At 53.7% G+C, this 20,061-nt stretch carries 19 protein-coding genes and 2 pseudogenes; 9 read left to right on the forward strand and 12 right to left on the reverse strand.

Annotated features, from left to right (window positions below; all coding sequences use genetic code 11):
• The first annotated feature begins 143 nt into the window (after positions 1–143).
• The gene (locus ACR3EM_RS00535) at positions 144–539 is read left to right on the forward strand and encodes a hypothetical protein (protein WP_480468874.1); all 396 of its coding nucleotides are present in this window, start codon (positions 144–146) and stop codon (positions 537–539) included.
• Between the two features lie 104 nt (positions 540–643).
• On the opposite strand, the gene ACR3EM_RS00540 is transcribed toward ACR3EM_RS00535, so the two are convergent.
• Together ACR3EM_RS00540 and ACR3EM_RS00545 are read right to left on the reverse strand one after the other, a co-directional pair.
• Positions 644–1,591 carry a DMT family transporter gene (locus ACR3EM_RS00540; protein WP_480468875.1) on the reverse strand — a complete coding sequence of 316 codons (948 nt, stop codon included), beginning with the start codon at positions 1,589–1,591 and terminating at the stop codon, positions 644–646.
• 591 nt (positions 1,592–2,182) lie between these two features.
• Positions 2,183–2,596, reverse strand: coding sequence for an ester cyclase (locus ACR3EM_RS00545; protein ID WP_480468876.1), 414 nt, complete (start codon positions 2,594–2,596; stop codon positions 2,183–2,185).
• A gap of 154 nt (positions 2,597–2,750) precedes the next feature.
• Here ACR3EM_RS00545 and ACR3EM_RS00550 point away from each other — a divergent pair, with 154 nt between their 5' ends.
• The 4 genes and pseudogenes from ACR3EM_RS00550 (at position 2,751) to ACR3EM_RS00565 (ending at position 7,911) form a co-directional block, all read left to right on the forward strand.
• A complete protein-coding gene (locus ACR3EM_RS00550) occupies positions 2,751–5,339 on the forward strand; it encodes a GAF domain-containing protein (RefSeq protein WP_480468877.1) in 2,589 nt (862 codons plus the stop codon).
• Between the two features lie 629 nt (positions 5,340–5,968).
• Positions 5,969–6,322, forward strand: a pseudogene (locus ACR3EM_RS00555) (c-type cytochrome); the annotation flags it as partial.
• 111 nt (positions 6,323–6,433) lie between these two features.
• A complete protein-coding gene (locus ACR3EM_RS00560) occupies positions 6,434–6,910 on the forward strand; it encodes a DUF411 domain-containing protein (protein ID WP_480468878.1) in 477 nt (158 codons plus the stop codon).
• A gap of 230 nt (positions 6,911–7,140) precedes the next feature.
• A complete protein-coding gene (locus tag ACR3EM_RS00565; RefSeq protein WP_480468879.1) occupies positions 7,141–7,911 on the forward strand; it encodes a TIGR01458 family HAD-type hydrolase in 771 nt (256 codons plus the stop codon).
• 225 nt (positions 7,912–8,136) lie between these two features.
• Here the strand turns inward: ACR3EM_RS00565 and ACR3EM_RS00570 are convergent.
• The 8 genes and pseudogenes from ACR3EM_RS00570 to aptA form a co-directional block, all read right to left on the reverse strand.
• Positions 8,137–8,244 (reverse strand): annotated as a pseudogene (locus ACR3EM_RS00570) (integrase); the annotation flags it as partial.
• A 231-nt stretch (positions 8,245–8,475) separates the two neighbouring features.
• Positions 8,476–8,886, reverse strand: coding sequence for a universal stress protein (locus tag ACR3EM_RS00575; RefSeq protein ID WP_480468880.1), 411 nt, complete (start codon positions 8,884–8,886; stop codon positions 8,476–8,478).
• A gap of 136 nt (positions 8,887–9,022) precedes the next feature.
• Complete coding sequence (locus ACR3EM_RS00580; RefSeq protein ID WP_480468881.1) at positions 9,023–10,315, reverse strand: TRAP transporter large permease; 1,293 nt, start codon at positions 10,313–10,315, stop codon at positions 9,023–9,025.
• Positions 10,312–10,926 carry a TRAP transporter small permease gene (locus ACR3EM_RS00585; protein WP_480468882.1) on the reverse strand — a complete coding sequence of 205 codons (615 nt, stop codon included), beginning with the start codon at positions 10,924–10,926 and terminating at the stop codon, positions 10,312–10,314. The genes ACR3EM_RS00580 and ACR3EM_RS00585 overlap by 4 nt, the downstream gene beginning before the upstream one ends.
• A gap of 72 nt (positions 10,927–10,998) precedes the next feature.
• Complete coding sequence (dctP, locus tag ACR3EM_RS00590) at positions 10,999–11,988, reverse strand: TRAP transporter substrate-binding protein DctP (RefSeq protein WP_480471874.1); 990 nt, start codon at positions 11,986–11,988, stop codon at positions 10,999–11,001.
• A gap of 104 nt (positions 11,989–12,092) precedes the next feature.
• Positions 12,093–13,202: an alanine dehydrogenase gene (gene ald / locus ACR3EM_RS00595; protein ID WP_480468883.1), complete on the reverse strand. Its 1,110-nt coding sequence runs from the start codon at positions 13,200–13,202 to the stop codon at positions 12,093–12,095.
• Positions 13,203–13,227: 25 nt separating this feature from the next.
• The gene (locus ACR3EM_RS00600; protein ID WP_480468884.1) at positions 13,228–14,739 is read right to left on the reverse strand and encodes a CoA-acylating methylmalonate-semialdehyde dehydrogenase; all 1,512 of its coding nucleotides are present in this window, start codon (positions 14,737–14,739) and stop codon (positions 13,228–13,230) included.
• A 34-nt stretch (positions 14,740–14,773) separates the two neighbouring features.
• Positions 14,774–16,096: an omega-aminotransferase AptA gene (aptA, locus tag ACR3EM_RS00605; RefSeq protein ID WP_480468885.1), complete on the reverse strand. Its 1,323-nt coding sequence runs from the start codon at positions 16,094–16,096 to the stop codon at positions 14,774–14,776.
• Between the two features lie 155 nt (positions 16,097–16,251).
• Between aptA and ACR3EM_RS00610 the strand changes: the two genes are divergently transcribed.
• Entirely contained in the window at positions 16,252–16,806 is a 555-nt protein-coding gene (locus ACR3EM_RS00610; RefSeq protein ID WP_480468886.1) for a cupin domain-containing protein, read from the forward strand.
• Between the two features lie 423 nt (positions 16,807–17,229).
• Here ACR3EM_RS00610 and ACR3EM_RS00615 read toward each other — a convergent pair whose 3' ends face one another.
• On the reverse strand, positions 17,230–17,442 hold the full coding sequence (locus ACR3EM_RS00615) for a hypothetical protein (protein ID WP_480468887.1): 213 nt from the start codon (positions 17,440–17,442) through the stop codon (positions 17,230–17,232).
• 86 nt (positions 17,443–17,528) lie between these two features.
• Here ACR3EM_RS00615 and ACR3EM_RS00620 point away from each other — a divergent pair, with 86 nt between their 5' ends.
• The 3 genes from ACR3EM_RS00620 to ACR3EM_RS00630 all read left to right on the forward strand — a co-directional run bounded on the left by ACR3EM_RS00620 (position 17,529) and on the right by ACR3EM_RS00630 (position 18,873).
• Positions 17,529–17,750, forward strand: a complete 222-nt coding sequence (locus ACR3EM_RS00620; RefSeq protein ID WP_480468888.1) for a helix-turn-helix domain-containing protein — start codon at positions 17,529–17,531, stop codon at positions 17,748–17,750.
• 413 nt (positions 17,751–18,163) lie between these two features.
• Positions 18,164–18,301 carry a hypothetical protein gene (locus tag ACR3EM_RS00625; protein WP_480468889.1) on the forward strand — a complete coding sequence of 46 codons (138 nt, stop codon included), beginning with the start codon at positions 18,164–18,166 and terminating at the stop codon, positions 18,299–18,301.
• A gap of 71 nt (positions 18,302–18,372) precedes the next feature.
• A complete protein-coding gene (locus tag ACR3EM_RS00630) occupies positions 18,373–18,873 on the forward strand; it encodes a hypothetical protein (RefSeq protein WP_480468890.1) in 501 nt (166 codons plus the stop codon).
• Positions 18,874–19,407: 534 nt separating this feature from the next.
• Here ACR3EM_RS00630 and ACR3EM_RS00635 read toward each other — a convergent pair.
• Positions 19,408–20,049, reverse strand: coding sequence for a TetR family transcriptional regulator C-terminal domain-containing protein (locus ACR3EM_RS00635; RefSeq protein ID WP_480468891.1), 642 nt, complete (start codon positions 20,047–20,049; stop codon positions 19,408–19,410).
• Between the last annotated feature and the right edge of the window lie 12 nt (positions 20,050–20,061).

Consider the following 20,061-nt stretch of genomic DNA (forward strand, 5'->3'; position numbering starts at 1 on the left):
CGGACTAATTGTAACTTGAATGATTATTATGCATCGCGTGGATTTGCATCACGGTATAATCCGCGACCTCAACGAGACACGCTTATTGAGAACTGTGAACCTAAGATATATTTTGACCGGATTGCGAACGAAGGGAAATGCTCATGATCAGGACTTCTGCGCTGATGCTCTTTGCTCTCTTCTCGGCAACCTCGGCATTCGCAACTGTTGAGTTGTATTGCGAAGCCCCCGATGGATCAGGCGCAGTTGTTGGTCTCGGATTGGGAACTGTCCCTGGTCTTGCAGTCGTGAGTGCGACCATTCACGCAGACGGCAAACACTGGAGCCTAACAGAGATCGATGGTGCGATACCAATCATCGTAGCGCAGGGGGCTGATGTCGATATGCACACTGTCATCGACTTCGCCAATCCCGAATACAGCCGGATCGTTGCCTCGGTTCGATTGATAACAGCCGTCGAAGGTGACGATTTCGTCACCGTGGGTACGCTCACGATACCAGAAATCGGTGCCTTCCCGCTGGTTTGCGAAGGGCCGTAGCCGTCCGATAATGCGAAATGTTCGAAGATCAGCTCGGCGGAAGCGATCATCTTAGATTCTGCTTTGCTCAAAAGTCGTAAAATGGGCCGCGAGCGCGCGTAGCCTTAGATTGGAGGAGCTGCGCGCTCTGTGACCAACTGTCTGGCTGCGACCCTTTCGCGATGTATCATGTACAGCCCTGCACCGATGATGATGCCAATACCAATTAGGCTAAGCGTGTTAGGAAAGTCTTTGAAAACAAGATAACCGAACAAAGTCGCTACCGGCAGCTCAAAGTACTGAAGTGGGGCCAGTGTGGCAGAAGGCGCGAAGGAAAGAGCATATGTCATCATCATGTGGCTCACAGTCGCAAAAAAACCAGCCCCGAAAAGCCACAGAAACGCGATTTCTGTCGGCCAAACAAGATCAAAAAGCTCGGAGCCAGAACCCTGCGCAACCATTAAGGTCGGAATACAAAACAAACTGGCAATCAGGCCAGTGTGGAATTGTAGAGCCACGGGGTGCATCCGTCGCGACAATCCCCGCGTTATAAGAATGTAGAAAGCGAAAGCGAATGCCGTACCTAGCGGAATTAGTGCGACGCTGCCAAAGGCCGCGAAACTAGGTTGGATGACGAACAATACACCAACAAACCCCACAAGAGCTGCCCCGACACGACGAGGACCGACGTCTTCACCAAGATAAAACTTGCCGACCAACAGGACAATAAACGGGGCTACAAACACAATTGCCAACGCATCGGCAAGTGGCATTACTCGGATTGCCGCAATGAAGCAAAAGGTCGCGAACAGCAAAAGTAACGATCGGAATACAATTACCAACAACGCGCCGCGCGCCACACGCAGTGAAAGTCCCATTACCAAGACAAACGGAGCCATGAGCGCGCACTGCACTACAAAGCGAGCAGCCGTTATCTGCCCAACTGGCACACTGGCCGACGCGAGTTTTGCAGCAACATCCAGCAAAGGAGCAGTCAGGCAAAATCCAAGCATCAGCGCAACGCCAGCAAGGGTGCGATCCGTAGATTTAGTCATGGAATCAGCAGAGGTCATCCCACTATCTAGGAATGTCGCCAAACGCGTGTCTGTTCTCAATGCGACGCCAGGCAAAAGTCCCGCAATACGCGAGTTCTGGTAGGGTTTGAATTTTTGCGCCCGCAGCGAACGGAAGGTTCAACGGGCCGCACAGCAGCATCAGATGGCCGGGTTCAAGGTCTGCTATGGGCCGTCACAATCGAAACGATTTGAGCCTCTCAAAACTAGTTTCGAACTGCAACAGAGACCCGCAGCGAGGCCAAGCTGATTAATACCGAGGGACGGCTGAACTTCAGCTTCAGCAGTACTCAGGTACTTCGCCTTTCTGGATCATTACATGCAACAAATGAGATCTGACGCCTGGCCAGTCTAAATGGTGATGATGAAGATCGTCAGCTCCTAGGCTGGTGATCACTGGTACCACCGAGTGTATCTAGTTGGCGCTGACGCCAGACACGGTGTGTTCGCAACTTTTGGAATCCGTTGTTCTTTTTACACGTCTATAAATCAACCAAAAGACAGGGCAGCTTGGGAAGCGCTCGTGGCAAGCGCTTCACTCATTTTAATAAGAATAATTCATGAGCTGATGTGATCACAAGCGCGAAATGTTCAACCCCAACCCAGTTGCTTTAGCGCGTTTGCGTCGTTCCAAACTTTGGTCATATGGGTGATCTTTCCGCCAGCGAACTCTAAGGCATAAACATAGTCGGAAGCGACAGTCGCGCCCGTTGGGGGCACAGGGCCACCTTCGCCGGATTGCGTTCCGTGAAAGACTGCAAAGGCCAATACGACGTCTCGTTCGTTATCTTGGGCGAAGCCTTTCAATTCGTATTTCCCGTCGGGGATTGGCGTCAGTAAGCCCTTCATCCATTCCGCATAGGCTTGAACCGTGTGAACATCCGCCAAGGCGTCTGACTGGCAGGAGAAGCTGGCATTAGTTTCGCAGTAAGGCGCGCAGCTATCCCAGCCCTGGCCTGTTTCGCAGGCTTCGAAGAATGCCTTAGCGTTTTTGGTCATACTCATCTGGTTGTCTCCTTTGTCTGAACGCCGAGAACGATCTCCGCGTCTTCGTAGACTAAACATGAACAACGACAGGCTCCGGCGATATCGTCCAGATGAACCACTTGATGCAGGAGGGATGTAGGGTATCCTCCTCCTACATTTGTACGGGGGTATAATGTCCGAACAGATCGAAGAGGTTGAAACGCTTTCCAAGCGAGAGCAAGAAGTCGCCGCTGCCTATGCTAATGGTGCAAGCTATAAGGAAATCGCTCGCGATCTCGGCATCTCACCCACCACCGTCAGATCTCATCTTCGCACCGTTTACAGCAAGCTGAATATCACATCGAAAATTGCGCTGGCAAAATTACTGGTCGATCCGGCGGGGCCAGTTGCAAATGCTGACGAGGTCGCGCTGAAGGCCGATCTGGCGCTTGAACTTGATGACGCAATGCGCCGCGAGCGAATGATGGCGGATGTTCTGAACCTTATCAACCGCCGCGACACCATATTGGAAGAAGTGCTTGATGCTCTTCTCGAGTACGCGCTCGACATTTGTGAAGCTGAATTTGGGGTCCTCTTTGAGCATCACGGCGATTTGGCCTTCAGCGAGATGCGCTCGCTCGGAATCACAAAGGGGTTCAGTGACTGGTTCGCCGAACAGGGCGTATTCACCCCTTCCTCCACCACTGTACTCGGACGGATGGCGGTCAGCCGCGAAGTTGTGAACGTTGTGGACGTTACGGCTGAAGATCCGGCCATTCAGAACACGCCCCTGAGAATCGCTACGAGAGAGCTGGGCAAAGCCCGGTCCTTCGCCGCAATCCCTATCATTTCGGGCGATCAGTTGATCGGTGCTTTCACAGTCTATCGAACCCGTTTGCATCCATTCAATGACCGAGCACTGGAGTTGGCCCAGGCCTTTGCCGATCAAGCCGCAGTTGCAATTGAAAACGCGCGCCAGATTAGCGCGATGGAGTCACGACTTGCTCAGGCCGCCGCAACCCGCGAAATCCTTGATGCGATCAGCAACGCCAGCGATGATGAAAGCCCCGTATTTGACGCTATTCTCAAAAATGCTCGAAAACTTTGCGAAGCACCGTTCGCGGCGCTGATCCTGGGTCGCGAAGCGGATGAGTTTCAGACCATGATCGCCCATCATGGAGCTATTCAAAGCACAGAGGACATCTACGCCCAAAAACGGGTTCCAATGGATCCCGAAAAATCTTTCGCAGCCCGTGCAATCATTGAAAAACGCCCGATCCACCTTCCTAATATGAAGGACACAGATGAATATCGGGCAGGCGTGCCAAATATTGTAGAGGTTTGCGATCTTCAGGGCATTCGCACAAATCTATTTGTGCCTCTGATCAAGGACGGCGAGGGGATCGGTTGCTTTATCATCTTCCGGCACGAAGTCCGTCCATATTCGGATGAACAAATCGCCTTGGTAGAAACTTTTGCCGCACAGGCGGTTATTGCCCTGGAAAATGTGCGCCAGTTTCGAGAACTTCGCGACAGGTTGGAACGTTCTTTTGCAACGCGCGAAATTATGGAAATGATGAGCCGTGTGCGAGAAGACGAACAACCGATCTTCGAGGCCATACTCGATAATGCGACCCGACTATGTGGGGCTCCGAATGCATCATTGATCCTGGGCCGAGAAGGCGATGCTGCGCAGGTTATGGCTGCGAACCGCGGCTCGACACCTGAGACGCTCGCCCACTATCATAGTGGCGCGGTTCCAATGGACCCGGCAGACTCATTGGTTGCGCAGGCGATAGTTGAGCAGCGCACGATCCTGATTGACGACATGCGAGAGACAGAAGGGTATCGTTCCGGCCATGACCGCTATGTCATGCTCGTTGAACGACAGGGCATCCGTACCAACCTCTTCGTTCCTCTTTTGAGTCCTGACGGTGGCGTCGGCTGCTTTATTCTCTGGAAGACAGAAAAGGAACCGTTCACTGCTAGCCAAATATCCCTGGTTGAGACATTCGCCGCACAGGCCGCCGTCGCGCTTGAAAATGTGCGTCAGTACAAGGCGCTCGAATCGCGCACCGCTGAGGTTCAATCTTTGAATACTTCGCTTGAGGCGAAGGTTGCGGAGCAGGTTGATGAGATCGCGCGGATCGGCCGACTAAAACAGTTCCTCTCTCCGGCCGTAGCCGAGACCTTTGTATCTTCGGGAAATGAACAAGGTCTATCCTCCCATCGTGCACTGATCGCCACGTTGTTCTGCGATATTCGAGGCTTTACGGCCTTTTGTGAGACTGCAGAACCGGAAGAAACCATTGAGGTCTTGCAAGCATATCACGAGCAAATGGGTGTGTTGATATCAGAATATGGCGGTGGCGTTGATAAACGAATGGGCGACGGGATTATGGTTATCTTTAACGATCCGCTGCCATGCGACGACCCCGCCGGAGATGCGGTCCGGCTCGCTATAGCTATGCGGGCGAAAATGCGCGAGCTCGCAGCGAAATGGAAGAAGCTTGGCCACCGGCTAGGGTTCGGAGTAGGAGTTTCAATGGGTTACGCGACGGTTGGCATGGTCGGCTCCGCCGGACGATTCGACTACACGGCGTCTGGAACCGCTGTGAACGCTGCCGCTCGCCTCTGCGATATCGCCAAAGATGGAGAGATTCTGATCTCACCACGCGCTTGGGCCGCAGTCGAAGATGACATTGAAGCGGAAAGCCGTGGCGCAGTTGAAATGAAAGGCATCCGCGAACCGATGGAAGTGTTCGCAGTTTCGGACCAGTGACCAACGCCACCTAGCATCACCACCGACCGCAAAAGCACTCATTTTCTCTCAGCAATGTTCGCCCAAGCCACTGTATGTCCAATCCTTGGTGGTTACGTTGAGCCAGAAACCGTATCTTATCAGATACCCGGCAGATCAGGAGTGAGATGCTGTTAGATTTTTCAACAATTGGCTCGTATTTATGAGAGGTTTAATCGCTGCCAGCGTTGGCGAAAGCGGTTGCTGACGCAATCAAGTTGAACGGTGGCATCAATACGCAGCCTGCGAGGCTGGGAGTAACCAAATTTCGCTACTGCAGCGAATGTTTCCTCCGACGGACCGCACCGCAGCGGCGATACTCGCTGTCCAATGGCGGGATTGGGCCGTCATCTTCAGCCCCGTTTCACCCCATCTACAATATGCTGCGCCCGCTCCGGGGTCGTCTTTGAGCCCTTCTATATCGACGCTACGCCTCGTATGGACGGCTATCGCGACCTATCTGATGAACGAACATGAAGGGAGATGAGGCAATGAAAACCAGAACAATCTGTGCATTTGCCTTGGTCGGTTTTGTCGTCATCGCTACTGCGGTCGCCTGACTCGCGCCTTCAGGCACACAGACTAAACCGCCAGAGCAACCGAAAGAGTTCGATGTTGAGGAAGGTTCGGTGCTTTATGTCGAGTTCTGCGCGTCCTGCCACGGTGCCGATCTGGAAGGGCAGCCCAACTGGCGTGCTCCGAATGATGACGGCACAATGCCTGCACCGCCGCGTGACGAGACCGGCCATACCTGGCACCACGGGGATGCGCTGTTGTTTGACTACACCAAACAGGGTGGTGATGCGGCGTTGGAAGCCCGCGGCGTGTCCGATTTTGCCAGTGGCATGCCGGGATTTGGCGATAGCCTGAGCGACCAGCAGATCTGGGACATCCTGGCATATATCAAATCCACCTGGCCTGAGCGCATCCGCGAGATGCAGGCGGTACGCACCGAAAGCGAATAGATGCTGGGCGGCTCATGATTGCCCGCTTGACACATATCATGACACTTGCCCGCGGTTTCGGTCACAAGATCCAAAGTCACACCGCAGCCGCGAACACGGAAAGGAATTGACATGACCACCCCGACACTCGACCGCCGCTTTTTCCTGGCTGGCCTTGGTGCCTCCGGCACTGCTCTGGTCACGCCGGCTTTGGCAACGACTAAACCGCTGGTGCAGGTCCTCAAGGATCCCACCTGCGGGTGCTGCGGCGCTTGGATTGACATCATGCAACGCGAAGGATTCGAGGTGGAGGTGCAGAACGCATCTTGGGAGACCTTGTCGCAATATAAAACCACCAAGGGTATCCCGGATGAGATGGCCTCCTGCCATACTGGCCTGGTCGAGGGATACGTCATCGAAGGCCATGTGCCGCCAACCGATATCCGGCGCCTTCTGGCCGAGCGCCCTGATGCAGTGGGGCTGTCCGTGCCCGGCATGCCCTACGGCTCGCCCGGTATGGGGCCGGAGAGCGAACGGGAGGCCTATTCGGTCTTCCTGATCCGCAAGGTTGGCGCAACAAAAGTGTTCAATCACTACGAGGCATCGTGATCGGCAATGTTTGTGTCAAACGCAAAATGAATTGCGTTCGTTTAGGTTACCTTCGCAGTCGCAGTGAATGGCAGCAATGTGGGTAGCGATTGCAGCAACTGAAGAGCGGGTACAAGGTCGGCTTTGGGCCATGGATACCATCGATGCGGAGACAATTTTCAACCGAGTTCGCGCTCGATTGGGTCTTCTGCTTGATTAAAGCAGAAGACCTGCACTAGCATTGAGGTATCATGGCTAATGGTCTTCTCCTTGATATATCGGGTGTTCTTTACAACGGAACGCAAGTGATCTCGGGTGCCAAGGAAGCAGTGGTTCGATGCAGAACGGAAGAGACCCCAATCCGTTTTCTCACAAACACCACTCGCAGACCCAAGCGGCTAATTGTCGAAAGACTGAATCAATTCGGCTTTGCGGTCGACACGAACGAAGTCATCACTCCTTCTCAGGTTGCATGTGACTGGTTGAATCAAAACGGGTATTCTCCTCACTTTTTGGTGCATCCAGATCTGAACGAAGACTTCGACAAAGTCGTTTCGGGAAAACCTGTCGCTGTGGTCGTAGCTGATGCGGGACCGTACTTTGACTTCGAAAGCCTAAATGCAGCGTTTCGCAATCTTGACCAAGGTGCCCCGTTCTTGGCGCTTGCAGCGAACCGCGTGTTTCGCGATGCCGACGGAGCACTTAGCCTTGATGCCGGAGCTTTCGTCCATGGCCTTGAATACGCGGCTCAAGTTGAAGCTCTTGTCCTTGGAAAGCCATCAGCAACGTTTTTCCAAGCAGCTTCAGACAGCATGGGACTGCCTCTCGCGGAAGTCATCATGATAGGCGATGACGCTGAAAACGACGTCGCTGGAGCGCTAAGAGCGGGTGTTGGCAAAGCCATTCTGGTACGCACCGGTAAGTATTGTCCTGGCGAGGAAAAGCGATACGACCCAGCACCTTCCTTCGTGGCAGATGACATATCCGAGGCAGTTGATTGGGTTATGGTGGGTGGGATTTAACGCCCTCTGAGTTGCGCGTTGCATGAGTTCCGCCAGCCTCCGATTTTCCGCTCGCAACAAACGGCAGGTTTGACGGGCCGCACCGCAGCTTCGAAGTTGCCCACTGGACGGCAGGATTGGGCCGTCCTAACCGAGGCCTGTCGTCAAAATATTTCACATGCAGCGCTTGGCCATATTGAAGAGAGCGAGGTCGCGATTGTTCTCTGCGAGCTATAATCTTACTCAAATTGCCCAGACGTGTTTGGGTTTTAACGGCCGTTTCTGACCGACGATGCGTCCCTTGTTCCAAGCTGGGCGAAGCGCGCGAAAGGCAGGTAAGTTTGGTGTTTCCATAACTGATCCTCCGATCCGCCATGCCCGCCCACAACGACAACCCGACGTTGACGAAAGAGGATATCACAAGATGCCGCGTTGCCGCCGAGGTCGGCGGTGAGCCCTACCTCTCAAATGTCGCAAAGTGAAATTCTGGTAGTTGCGTCAATAGCAGACCTTGGTCGCAGTGTGACGTGCTCATCACCGCAGATTTCAAAGGACAGAGTTACTGACACGCTGCGGGCGCCAGAGTCACAGACGGAGTACATGCACCGAACACTGAGCGTGTCGAACGACGAGAGCGGCTGTTGAACCCAAAAAGAACTCTTTCATCCCAGGTTTGTGCGAAGCAAGGACGATACAATCGATGCCATGTTTGTTTGCATACTCGGTGATCGCTCTCCCTGCCGATTGACTCTCTATCAAGACAGAAGAAATCTCAGTTTCGTTTTTTAAGCGCTCGGCTAAACGCGCCTTTGCTTTTTGGAGAGATTTTTCTGCGATCCCTTCATCCATATAGTACATTATCTGTCTGTTTGGGGGCTCATGGATGTGCGCGGCAGTGATTTTTCCACCTTCCGACACAAGGGCGTGTGCCGCTGAAAGTGCGTGATCACTGATGCCGTGTTCCAGAGACAGCGCGACTAGGATGTTTTTGTACATTTCGAACCTCTGTTTTTAGATTCCGGTTTTCTGCTGTGAACCAGTCTCTCCAACGTCTTCTTTGGGAGATCAGGCACCCCAACCGTAAGAATGGGGTGCGTACTGTTCCGTCTTGGGCTTTTGCGCTTTCCGTCCATTATCTGCTGAGCAGGAGGTCAGGTAGGAAGAGGGCCAACTCTGGTACAAAAGTTGTCAGCATCAGCGTCGGAAGCCAGGCAAAGACTATGAAGATTAAAGTCGGCCACAGCATGCGCGAAACCGGCTCATCACAGACCTGAGCTCCAAGGTAGAGTAGTGGCGCAGTTGGAGGGGTGATGTTCGCCATTCCCAGATTCACGCCAATCACGGCCGCAAAATGGATCGGATCCATGCCGGTGCTCTGTGCGATGGGCAGTAGGATCGGTGTCGCCAGAAGTAGGCCCGAGATATCATCCATCAACATCCCGATCAGGATCATCACCACGTTGATCATCAGAAGGATGACAATCGGGTTGTCCGACACGGAATAGACCAGATCCTTGGCCAACTGAGGGGCGCCTTGCGAGATTAGGTTGTCCGACACGATCAGAACCATGAAGATCATGACCATGACCACGCCAATCGTAACACCGGAATTCTGGATGGTGTGTGCTAGTGTTTTCCAAGTCAGACCGCGGTAGAAGTAGATCGCGATCGGGATCGAGTAGACCACGGCGATACCGGCGGCTTCGGTCGGTGTCATGATACCGCCATAGATACCACCCAGAATGATCAGCGGCATCATCAGCGCAGGTCCGGCCAAACGCGCCTGTACTCCAAAGGTCGGTAAAAACGGTTTAGGACGTTCCGTCAGATCGATGTCGTCATACTTCCGCAGCATGAACTGATTGACCACAATCAGAAGCGTAATCAGGATGATCGCGGGAATGACCGTAGACAAAAAGCACTTCAGCACGTGCTGCTGTGCGACCCAGCCATAAAGGATGTGCGACGAACTTGGTGGGATCAGCAGGCCTAGCGGACTTGCCGCCACTATCAGAGCTGCCGATTGCCCACCCGGATAGTTAGCCTTTTTCAGATGGGGCATCATGATGCCGCCGATACAGGTCAGCGTTGCATTGGCGCTACCGGAAATGGAGCCGAACACACCGCAGGCCAGCACTCCAGCAGCGCTCAATCCTCCTTTGATATGGCCAATGAACATTTCAGCCAGAGAGACAAGGGGGGCGGCGATTTTGCCTTTTTCCATGATGCCACCGGCGATCATGAAGAGTGGGATCGCCAGAAGTACAAGTGATCGGATACCTGTAGAACCGGTGGGCAAGTAACCGGTGATGGATTGATCTCCGACAAGGGCGATGAAAATCAAAACCGATCCGAATGCCACATAAACGCTGACGCCTAACAACAGCATAAAGCAGACGATTAGGAGACTTCCTCCGATGATCATTGGGTTTCTCCTTTTTGCATTTCTGATCTCAAGGGAAGCCCGAGCCCCTTGCGGATGTGTACGTACAAGTATGCTGCCGTGAACGTCGCCATGAGGCCAAAGGCAATCATGATTGCTATCCGCCAGGTCACAAATGGAATGCGCAGCACCGGGGTTGCGCGCAGCCGGGGGAATGAGAAGTCATCAAGCAGCGAGACGTAACAGGCGTACATGAGGAAAAGGATCACAAGCACCTCGACTGTCAGCACGACAAAGCCGCGCCACCAAATCAACCGAGGGTTTTGGATCACAATGCCAAGAATGTCCGCGTTGATGTGCAGGTTACGGGCAGAGGCCAGAACAGCACCTGCAAAAAAGCCGATGATGCTGATACCCAAAAGCCATTCTTCGTAGGCAAACAGATCACCGCCAAATCCATACCGGATGACAACAACAGCTCCAAACGTGAATGCCATCAGGAAACCGGCAAACATGACGATCTGCCTCATGGCAAAGGCCACTGCTTTCAGCGGATACCCAATAATGACTGGCAACTCGTCAGTGATTTTTTGCGAGCTCTTCTTTTCTGCGCTTTCGACGACCAATGGACGTTCAGCTTCAGAACTAGACATCTTTCTCCCTCCCTTAGTTGAGCCAAAGACCAAAAAAGGGCCAGCTGATTTGCTGGCCCTTCTTCTCCGTGTTTATTGCTGTTCTTTTGCTGCCAGCAGGCGGTCGATGATGTCCTGACCGACGTTTTGTGCCATCGCGGGCCAGACCGTTTCCTGGACATGTGCGGCCATCGCAGCTTGTTCTTCGTCACTCAGGCGCAGGATGGTGTAGCCTTTGTCGAGCAATTTCTGGCCGAACACTTCGTCATTCTCACGGTTGTAGGCAAAGAAGTCTTCGGACGCCTTCGTCATCGCGGCTTGCAGCGCGGCGCGCTGGTCGTCGTTCAGCTTGTCGAGTGTCCGCTGCGACGCGTAGAAAGTTGTCAGCTCTGAGATCGAATTGTATTCGACAAAATGGGTTCCAACGTCCGACTTGGCGAAGATCGAGTAGGTCGCGGTTTTGGTGCAGCAGATTGCTCCATCGACAATGCCGGCCTGAAGTGCGGGGAAAATGTCGCCCCATGCCATGGTGGTCGCCTGGTAACCGAGTTCTTCGACCATCGACTTTACGACGCTGGAAGACCAGACGCGAATGTTCATGCCCTTGTCGTCAAAGGTATTCCAGTTCTCGGGCTCTTGTGACGAAACGATGCCAATGAACCCTTCAGGGTTCTGCGCCATGACGCGCACGCCATATTCGTCCGTGATTTCCTGCAGGATGGTGTTGAACTCGGAATCCATGTTGAGAAGCGTGCTTTCCATGTCATCCCAGCCGCCTAGCAGGAACGGCATGGACAGGAATTCCAGGCGTGGATCGGTATCGGCATAGATGAACGCTGATGCCAGATCGATGTTGCCGCGTGCAACATCTTCAAACAGAGCTTCACCAGAACCCAACTGGTTTGCCGGAAAGACTTCTACAGTCAGTCCGACATCCGCAGCTGCAACATCCGCTGCGACCTGTTCCATCATTTTTGTGCCTTGGTGATCGATCGGGAAGACACCTGCAAAACGCAGTGTCATGTCTTCCGCTGCAGCGGTTGTCGAAAGCGCGGTTGCCGCAAGCAAAGCGGCACCACCCATCGCGCCGAGAGCGCGGCGGTTAATCTTCGTAATCATTAAGGTTTCCTCCTCAGTGGTGTGCGTCCCTCCGCCTTGCGCGCGGCGGGACATTTCTTTGCTTCAGTTCAGCAAAGTTCCGGGGCGATGAACTCGTATCCAAGGTCATCGGCCACAGCCTTGTACGTCACCTTTCCGTGGGCCACGTTCAGGCCGTTCATCAGATGGCGATTGTCTGCGAGCGCCTGCTTCCAGCCGTTGTTGGCAATAGCCAGAGCGTGCGGCAGCGTGACGTTGTTCAGTGCATAGGTCGAGGTTCGGGCGACTGCGCCCGGCATATTGGCGACGCAGTAATGAACCACATCGTCGACAACGTAGGTGGGCTCTGCGTGAGTGGTAGCTTTGGACGTTTCAAAGCAGCCGCCCTGGTCAATCGCCACGTCCACGACGACCGCACCGGGTTTCATTTTCGAGATCAGCTCGCGTGTGACTAGCTTGGGTGCAGCAGCACCCGGGATCAGTACAGCACCGACAACCAGATCGGCATTGGTGACTTCTTCCTCCAATGCGGCTTTGGTCGAATAGACAACCTTGGCGGACGCCTCGAAATGGTTCTCCAGCTTCTCAAGCACTGCCGGATTGCGGTCCAGAATGGTCACGTCCGCGTGCAAACCGACGGCCATTTGAGCAGCGTTGAACCCAACAACACCGCCGCCGATAACCACGACTTTGCCGGGCTTCACGCCGGGCACGCCGCCCAGCAATACGCCCAGACCGCCCTTTGCTTTCTCCAAAGCGCTGGCACCGGCCTGGATAGACATGCGACCGGCAACCTGGCTCATCGGTTTCAGCAGGGGCAGACCGCCATTGTCGTCGGTGACGGTTTCATAAGCGATGCATACAGCGCCCGAGTCGACCAGATCTTTGGTCTGTTCCGGGTCGGGGGCCAGATGCAGATAGGTATAGAGGATTTGACCTTCGCGCAGCATAGCGCGTTCAACGGCCTGAGGTTCCTTCACCTTCACAATCATCTCCGCATTGGCGAAGATATCCGCTGCGGTTTCGGCAATCTCCGCGCCAGCGGCACGATAGGCATCATCATCAGCCCCAATGCCTGTGCCGGCGTTGGTCTCGACGATGACGTTGTGACCATGAGAAACCAGTTCGGCTACGCTTTCAGGGGTCAGGCCAACACGGTACTCGTGGTTCTTGATTTCCTTGGGAACACCAATGAACATATTCTTCACTCCTTGGAACGGATGATCATTTTGCGGTTGGCATGACGAACTCGGCACCTTCCGAGATACTTTCGGGCCAGCGCTGCATGATGGATTTCTGCTTGGTGTAGAAACGCACACCCTCCTCGCCATAGGCGTGCATGTCGCCGAACAGGCTCTTCTTCCAGCCGCCAAAACCGTGCCAGGCCATCGGAACCGGGATCGGAACATTGACGCCGACCATGCCGACCTGAACCTGCTTGCCAAACTCACGTGCAGCATTGCCGTCGCGGGTGAACAACGACACGCCGTTGCCAAACTCGTGGTCGTTGATCAGTTGCAGGCCTTCGGCGAAGTTCGAGACGCGGACGCAGGACAGAACCGGGCCAAAGATCTCTTCCTTGTAGATCTTCATGTCGGGGGTGACGTTGTCGAACAGGGTGCCGCCCAGGAAATAGCCTTGCTCGTGGCCTGCGACGGTAAAGTCGCGGCCATCGACCAGCAGGTCAGCACCTTCTGCAACGCCAGAGTCGATGTAGCCCTTGATCCGGTCGCGCGCAGCAGCCGTCACGATCGGTCCCATCTCGGCGTCCAGCTCTAGGCCATTCTTGACCTTCAGAGTTTCGGCGCGCTCTTTCAGGACCGGCATTAACTTATCGGCAGCATCACCAACCAGCAGAGCAACCGAGATCGCCATGCAGCGTTCGCCTGCCGAGCCAAAGGCTGCGCCGATCAGGGCGTCCGCAGCCTTGTTCATGTCGGCATCGGGCATAACCAGCATGTGGTTCTTTGCGCCACCCAGAGCCTGAACGCGTTTGCCGTGCCGCGCGCCAACTTCATAGATGTAGTTCGCAATCGGGGTCGAACCGACGAAGGACACGGCCTTGACGTCGTCGTTCTCCAACAACGCATCCACGGCGACCTTGTCACCTTGTAAGACGTTGAACACACCATCGGGGAAACCGGCTTTCTGCATCAGATCCGCATACAGCAGCGCTGCGGACGGATCGGTCGGCGACGGCTTCAGGATAAAGGTATTGCCCGCGGCGATGGCGATCGGGAACATCCACATCGGCACCATGACCGGGAAGTTAAACGGCGTGATCCCGGCGACAACGCCCAATGCCTGACGCGTGGTCCAGTTGTCCATGCCAGTGGAAACCTGCTCCGTGTAATCGCCCTTGAGGAGTTGCGGAATACCGCAGGCAAACTCGATGATATCAATACCGCGCTCGACTTCACCTTGGGCGTCCGTGAACACCTTGCCATGTTCGACGGTGATGGCACGCGCCAGATCGTCTTTGTGCTCGCGCACCAGAGCCAGAAAGTTGTTCATAAGACGGGCGCGGCGGATCGGCGGTGTGTTCGACCAGTTCGGGAACGCTGCTTTTGCCGCGGCCACTGCGTCGTCGACTGTCTGGACGTTCGCCAGCGACACTTCGCCGGTTTGCACACCGGTTGCGGGATTGAAAACCGGCTGCGTATTCTCACCAGATGGAGCGGTGATTTGGCCATTAATGTAGTGGCCGATCAAAGCGATCGGGGATGCATCTTTCATGATGTCAGTCCTTTTTGGGGTTAGAAGTCAGGGGTTATGGCAGGTCAGCCAATACCTCTCCAAGTGTTTGACAGAGTGTCGCTATTTCGGGTTCCGAGATGATCAGTGGTGGAGATAAGGCAATGATGTCTCCGGTGACGCGGATCATTATTCCGGCGTCCCAGGCCCGCTTCATCGCGTCATAGCCCCTAGCACCTGGTGCGCCTTGTCGCGGCGCAAGCTCAACCGCGCCCACCAATCCCAGATTGCGGATATCGATGACATTCGGCAGGTCTTTGAGGCTGTGAAGCTGATCCTCCCAGGGCTGAGCCAGTAGAGCTGCTCGGCGGAACAGGTCGTTCTGTTCATAGCTCCTCAGAGTTGCCAACGCGGCGGCACAAGACACCGGATTGGCAGAGTAGGTATAGCCGTGGAACAGCTCAATTGGTGCGTCTGCGTTTGCCATCGCCGAGTCATATATCTTGTCGGATACGATGACCGCTCCCATCGGAATAACACCGTTGGTCAGGCCTTTGGCCGTCGTGATGATGTCCGGCTTCACATCAAAATACTCCGATGCTGTCGCCGCACCCAAGCGACCAAAGGCGGTGATGACCTCATCGAAGATCAGCAGAATGCCATGGCGGTCGCAGATTTCCCGTAGCCGCTTCAGATATCCTTTCGGCGGCAGAAGCACACCAGTGGATCCGGCCATCGGCTCAACGATCACTGCTGCAATGGTCGATGCATCGTGAAGCGCGACCAATCGTTCCAGATCATCCGCCAGCTCCGCACCGTGCTCCGGGCAGCCGCGTGAAAAGGCATTTTTTTCTGGATCATGCGTGTGGCGCAGATGATCCACTCCTGTAAGGAGTGTTCCGAAATGCATCCGGTTCTTCACGATACCGCCGACCGAGATACCGCCGAAACCGGTACCGTGGTAGCCACGCTCACGCCCGATCAAACGCGTGCGCGCGCCGTCACCGCGCATCCGGTGGTAATGCAGCGCGATCTTCAGCGCCGTATCGACGGACTCGGAGCCAGAGTTGGTGAAGAAGGCGTGGTTCATTCCCTCAGGCATTATCGCAGTCAGCTTTGTCGACAACTCAAACGCCTGAGGGTGGGAGAACTGAAAGTTCGGTGCGTAATCCAGCTCGTGCACCTGTTTTTGCACCGCTTCAACGATCAACGGATCACGGTGACCTGCATTGACGCACCACAATCCGGCAGTACCATCCATAACCTTCCGACCATCAGAACTGGTGTAATACATCCCCTCGGCAGCTTGGATCATTCGGGGCTCGCGAAGGAAATCACGATTGGCTGAAAACGGCATCCAGAACGATGACATTGTGTTGGGTTGATCGAGCACGTTCATTCCTCGTGAAGCAGATTTTCATTTGATGACAAATCCTTGCAGAGTTCAGGTCTTCCGCACACCCGGCTTTATTTTAATCTGTAAGTTATTGAAAAAAATCGTTGCGCCCTTAGAATGCTTTCGATCCGAAGCAAGAAATCACCAGAGTAACGGTTTTGTCATCAGATCTCGAAACAGCACGTCGTCTAAAGTTGATTCGGACGACCAAGGGCCTCAGTCAACGCGAAATGGCCAAACGCGCGGGAGTGGGTAGCGGAACGATTTCTCAAATCGAAAGTGGTTCAACTCAGCCTTCCGTGGCGCTGCTCAAAAAGATCCTTGCTGCAGTAGACGTAAATTTGGGTTTTTTCTTCAGTTTTGAATTGCAAAACGAGGAGTCGTTTTTTTACCCGCATGAAAGAATGCGCGACCTTGGATCCCCCGGTGTTTCATATTTGCTTGTCGCAGGAGAGCGCCGAGACAGAAAACTCCAGATGCTCATAGAAGAGTACGATGTCGGTGCCGACTCGGGTCGATCTGAACTGTCGCACGAAGGAGAGGAATGTGCGGTTGTGATAGAGGGCCGTCTTGAAGTGACGGTAGATGGGCAGTCCAGGGTTCTGGGCCCCGGGGACGCATACTACTTCTCAAGCATATTGCCACACAGGTTTCGAAATGCCGGAGATACGCCCTGCAAAGTTATTAGCGCATGCACTCCTTCGTCGTTCTGAATAAATGAAAGAGCTCTTTTGTGGGCTTTCTCAATATTTCGCGGGACGGTCAAATTCGATAACCGACTCAGAATGCAGAAATGAAATCGAAATTCACGATCAAGAGCCAATTGTCGCTTTTCTCACGCGATCCCAGACGGCGGGCTTTTTTGTTCTCGCGATTGCAGCGAATGTCCGGAATGCGGGCGCGGTTGCAGAAATCCAACGTAGTACTCAAAGTCGGCTAAGGGCCGTTGGTGCTAAACGATACCAAATCGATGTCGTTCGGAATTTGGCAAACGACGGCCTGTTGTCGGATCGAACAGTTTCCCGGTTTCGGTATACATAATCCTGGCTTGTTCGTTGATTTCTTCGACGCTTCCCCGAGCTTGCTGTGACCTCGCATCCCGGCACATCTTCACCGGTTCTCCGCGTACCCGTACCTCAAACAGAGTTCCATCTCTGCGGATCGCCCAGCCAAAAAAATGAAAGCTGTGCATTCAGTCTGGAAAGCGCGAGGTGGCGTCTGAACTTTGAACCGAGACCGGCGCCGGGCATGCTGTTGATTGCGGCTAGGCGGGATTTGGCAATCCTGCGTATCTCCGCAAATTGTTCTGAGTTGGCTTCGATCTTGCTGTCAGGGTACGCATCAAACATGTGAACATCCTCAGAATAAAGCCTTTCCCACGAAATGATACGATAAGTCCGTAGACGATTAGACATCTTTCTTGCCGTTTCAGGGGATGAGAAATCGGTTCACAGCAAATGATTTCGGGAACAACCTGAGATCTGCCCGCAAGGCGCAAGGCTACTCGCAGGAGAGCTTTGCCCACGCAGTGGATCTGGACCGTATATATATTGGTGGTTTTGAGCGCGGAGAGAGAAATCCCGGTCTCAATACCGTCATCAAAATAGCCGACGCTCTGAATCTTGATGTCGCGGACCTCTTCCGGTTGAAAGAATAAGCCGCACCTTCCTGGAGCCTACATATCTACACCGGCTTCCAAATGTAAATCAGCTGTTGCCAACTCCTCTTTCCCAGCACCTCTCCTGGTCTCAAAGACAGTTCAGTGCGGCAGTCCCGTGTTGTGGCCGTCTGAGCTCACAACGCATCGATGGCGTGACCGCCGCAAGGCATTTCCCTCGTCTAGAAACGTCTGTTTCACTACTTAAGCTAATAACAGAATTGAACATTCACGTAGAGCGCTCCTAACGTAAGTTAATAATCAAAACTAACATCGGAAATCAAGCATTTACGGGGTGTTTGGAGTCGGATTGGCTCTTGATTGCCCGACGGAGATGCCCCTAGGATCGGGGGTGTTGGAACGTTCGTTTCAACACCGGCGTAAAAGCCAGTCCCGGACGGAGGCCACGAGCCATGGATGCCAACAAAATGCGCCAGCAGATTGTGAAACTGCATCTCGGGATGGTTCAGATAACAATCACCGAGCTCGCCGAGAGCATCGGGCACGCAGACTGCTTCTGTTCTGCGCAGGGACTCACGATTGAAATTTGACTCGGTATTGACGCGATGCACAAGGCCGATGACTGTGAAGAACAGTGTAGCGGTGACTGCTAGGATACTTAATGAACTGGGACGAATTAGAAGCGAAGATCGCAATGGGTGACCGAGATGCGATGGCTCAGTATCTTGCAGCATCACTTTCACAAAACTTAACAAAAGCGGAGCTTCGACGTCGTTATAGTTTGGTCTGGGAAGCCGATCACGGCAATGACACAATGGTTCTTCGCAACCTGGCTATTATTGCCGCAGCGGCAGGTGAATTCAAGAAAACTGCTGCTCTAGCGCAGGATCTACTGCTAGAGTCCTTTTTTGCTGATGCCCTTCATTCCGCACTGGCGTTGAGAAACTATGGTAAGGATGAACAGCGAAGCCAGGCCGATGAAATAATTTCGCGCCTAGCAAGCCTCGGGCACATTAGATCACAAGTTCTGGTGCGCTCATTTTCTTCAGCTGAACAGGGCATATTCAAGAAGTTTGGTTTCCAAGTTTTCAGAATTTTCAAGATCCTTTATGCAACGGCATTGTTTGCCAAGAACCCAAATGATCCCCGAATTTCAGTTTAACTGGCAGTGCTCCAATCTCAATTTTGCCAGATGTCGGCTGAGGCCTAGTGGAATTGCCCTCGCTCAATACGGGAGTCGATCTATTGATTGGTCAAGATCCTGGCTAGATCGCACCGCCTTGCGCGTGCGGCCCTAATTTCCAAAAGCCGCCGTTGGTGCACGCGCAGCGAATAGCCGGAACGTCCGCACTACCAACTTTTAAGAACGCTACGGCGAACGGCGGCTCGCCGGATCATTGATACGCCGCTTCTATTCAGATTGTTGGTTCGGACTCTAGCAAAACCTAGAGCAACCGAGTGACGATTTGCTGTTCAAGGAGGAGCGGCGAGGCCTTCGATCGCTTCACTAAATGAAAGTAATTCATTCTGAAATTTTTGATCAGTCTACCGCGCCAATGTGATAAGAGTGTGTTGATAAAAAAAGGTTTTTCATGTGCGGATAGGTAATGTCAGATGGAGCGCCACAGTTTGTGGAACTGTGGTGCGTCAGGCGACACGGCCATTATTGTCACCAAATGACCTCTAGCCGCAGATTTCATTCGAACATCAAGGCGCCGGTCAGGTCAAAGTGCTTGGGGAACATCGCTCGTAAAAATCGGAACACAATTCTCATTGCCTCGTTACGATCAAATGAATCCGGATGGAGCAGGTAGTCGGTCCACATACCTTCCAGCATTGCGAGTGTGCCATGAGTTGCGTCGCGTGCGACCTGATTGGGGTCTTCGAGTTCAGCTTCTTTCGCAATGCGAGCGAAAGCGTTGAAAACCAGATTTCGAAGCTTTGCATCGCGCGTATCTGAGAAGGCAGCGATTGCGGCTCTGTTTCGGGCCTCACCTCGAAATGCATACCAAATGGAGACATTCTTCTTGTTGAGGATGGTTTCGCTCAAATCACCCCGAACAATCATCTCGATATGTTCCTGGCCAGTTTGTCCGGTTGTTTCCAGCAAAGAGTTGATGCCACTGTAGTATTGTTCGGACGAGTGACGGGCAGCTGCATCCACGAGGTTGTCTTTGCCGCCGAAATGAAGGTGAATCATGCCGCGGGATAACTCGGCACGTTGAATGATTTCACTGACTGAGGTCTCGGAAATTCCCTTCTCGGCAACCGAGTCGAGTACTGCCTCGATCAGAGATAGGCGGTTCCGTTCACGAATTTCTTGGCGTCTTCCAGTCATTTGGTCAGGCGG

This window comes from Ruegeria sp. AH3 (assembly GCF_056536265.1).

Coding starts and splice junctions, on each gene's coding strand:
- aptA (WP_480468885.1), bottom strand. CDS start 16,096: ATGAACGTGCTCGATCAACCCAACACAATGTCATCGTTCTGGATGCCG.
- ald (WP_480468883.1), bottom strand. CDS start 13,202: ATGTTCATTGGTGTTCCCAAGGAAATCAAGAACCACGAGTACCGTGTT.
- ACR3EM_RS00615 (WP_480468887.1), bottom strand. CDS start 17,442: ATGTTTGATGCGTACCCTGACAGCAAGATCGAAGCCAACTCAGAACAA.
- ACR3EM_RS00585 (WP_480468882.1), bottom strand. CDS start 10,926: ATGTCTAGTTCTGAAGCTGAACGTCCATTGGTCGTCGAAAGCGCAGAA.
- ACR3EM_RS00620 (WP_480468888.1), top strand. CDS start 17,529: ATGAGAAATCGGTTCACAGCAAATGATTTCGGGAACAACCTGAGATCT.
- ACR3EM_RS00575 (WP_480468880.1), bottom strand. CDS start 8,886: ATGTACAAAAACATCCTAGTCGCGCTGTCTCTGGAACACGGCATCAGT.
- ACR3EM_RS00560 (WP_480468878.1), top strand. CDS start 6,434: ATGACCACCCCGACACTCGACCGCCGCTTTTTCCTGGCTGGCCTTGGT.
- ACR3EM_RS00630 (WP_480468890.1), top strand. CDS start 18,373: ATGAACTGGGACGAATTAGAAGCGAAGATCGCAATGGGTGACCGAGAT.
- ACR3EM_RS00540 (WP_480468875.1), bottom strand. CDS start 1,591: ATGACCTCTGCTGATTCCATGACTAAATCTACGGATCGCACCCTTGCT.
- ACR3EM_RS00625 (WP_480468889.1), top strand. CDS start 18,164: ATGGATGCCAACAAAATGCGCCAGCAGATTGTGAAACTGCATCTCGGG.
- ACR3EM_RS00550 (WP_480468877.1), top strand. CDS start 2,751: ATGTCCGAACAGATCGAAGAGGTTGAAACGCTTTCCAAGCGAGAGCAA.
- ACR3EM_RS00565 (WP_480468879.1), top strand. CDS start 7,141: ATGGCTAATGGTCTTCTCCTTGATATATCGGGTGTTCTTTACAACGGA.
- dctP (WP_480471874.1), bottom strand. CDS start 11,988: ATGGGTGGTGCCGCTTTGCTTGCGGCAACCGCGCTTTCGACAACCGCT.
- ACR3EM_RS00600 (WP_480468884.1), bottom strand. CDS start 14,739: ATGAAAGATGCATCCCCGATCGCTTTGATCGGCCACTACATTAATGGC.
- ACR3EM_RS00635 (WP_480468891.1), bottom strand. CDS start 20,049: ATGACTGGAAGACGCCAAGAAATTCGTGAACGGAACCGCCTATCTCTG.
- ACR3EM_RS00535 (WP_480468874.1), top strand. CDS start 144: ATGATCAGGACTTCTGCGCTGATGCTCTTTGCTCTCTTCTCGGCAACC.
- ACR3EM_RS00580 (WP_480468881.1), bottom strand. CDS start 10,315: ATGATCATCGGAGGAAGTCTCCTAATCGTCTGCTTTATGCTGTTGTTA.
- ACR3EM_RS00545 (WP_480468876.1), bottom strand. CDS start 2,596: ATGAGTATGACCAAAAACGCTAAGGCATTCTTCGAAGCCTGCGAAACA.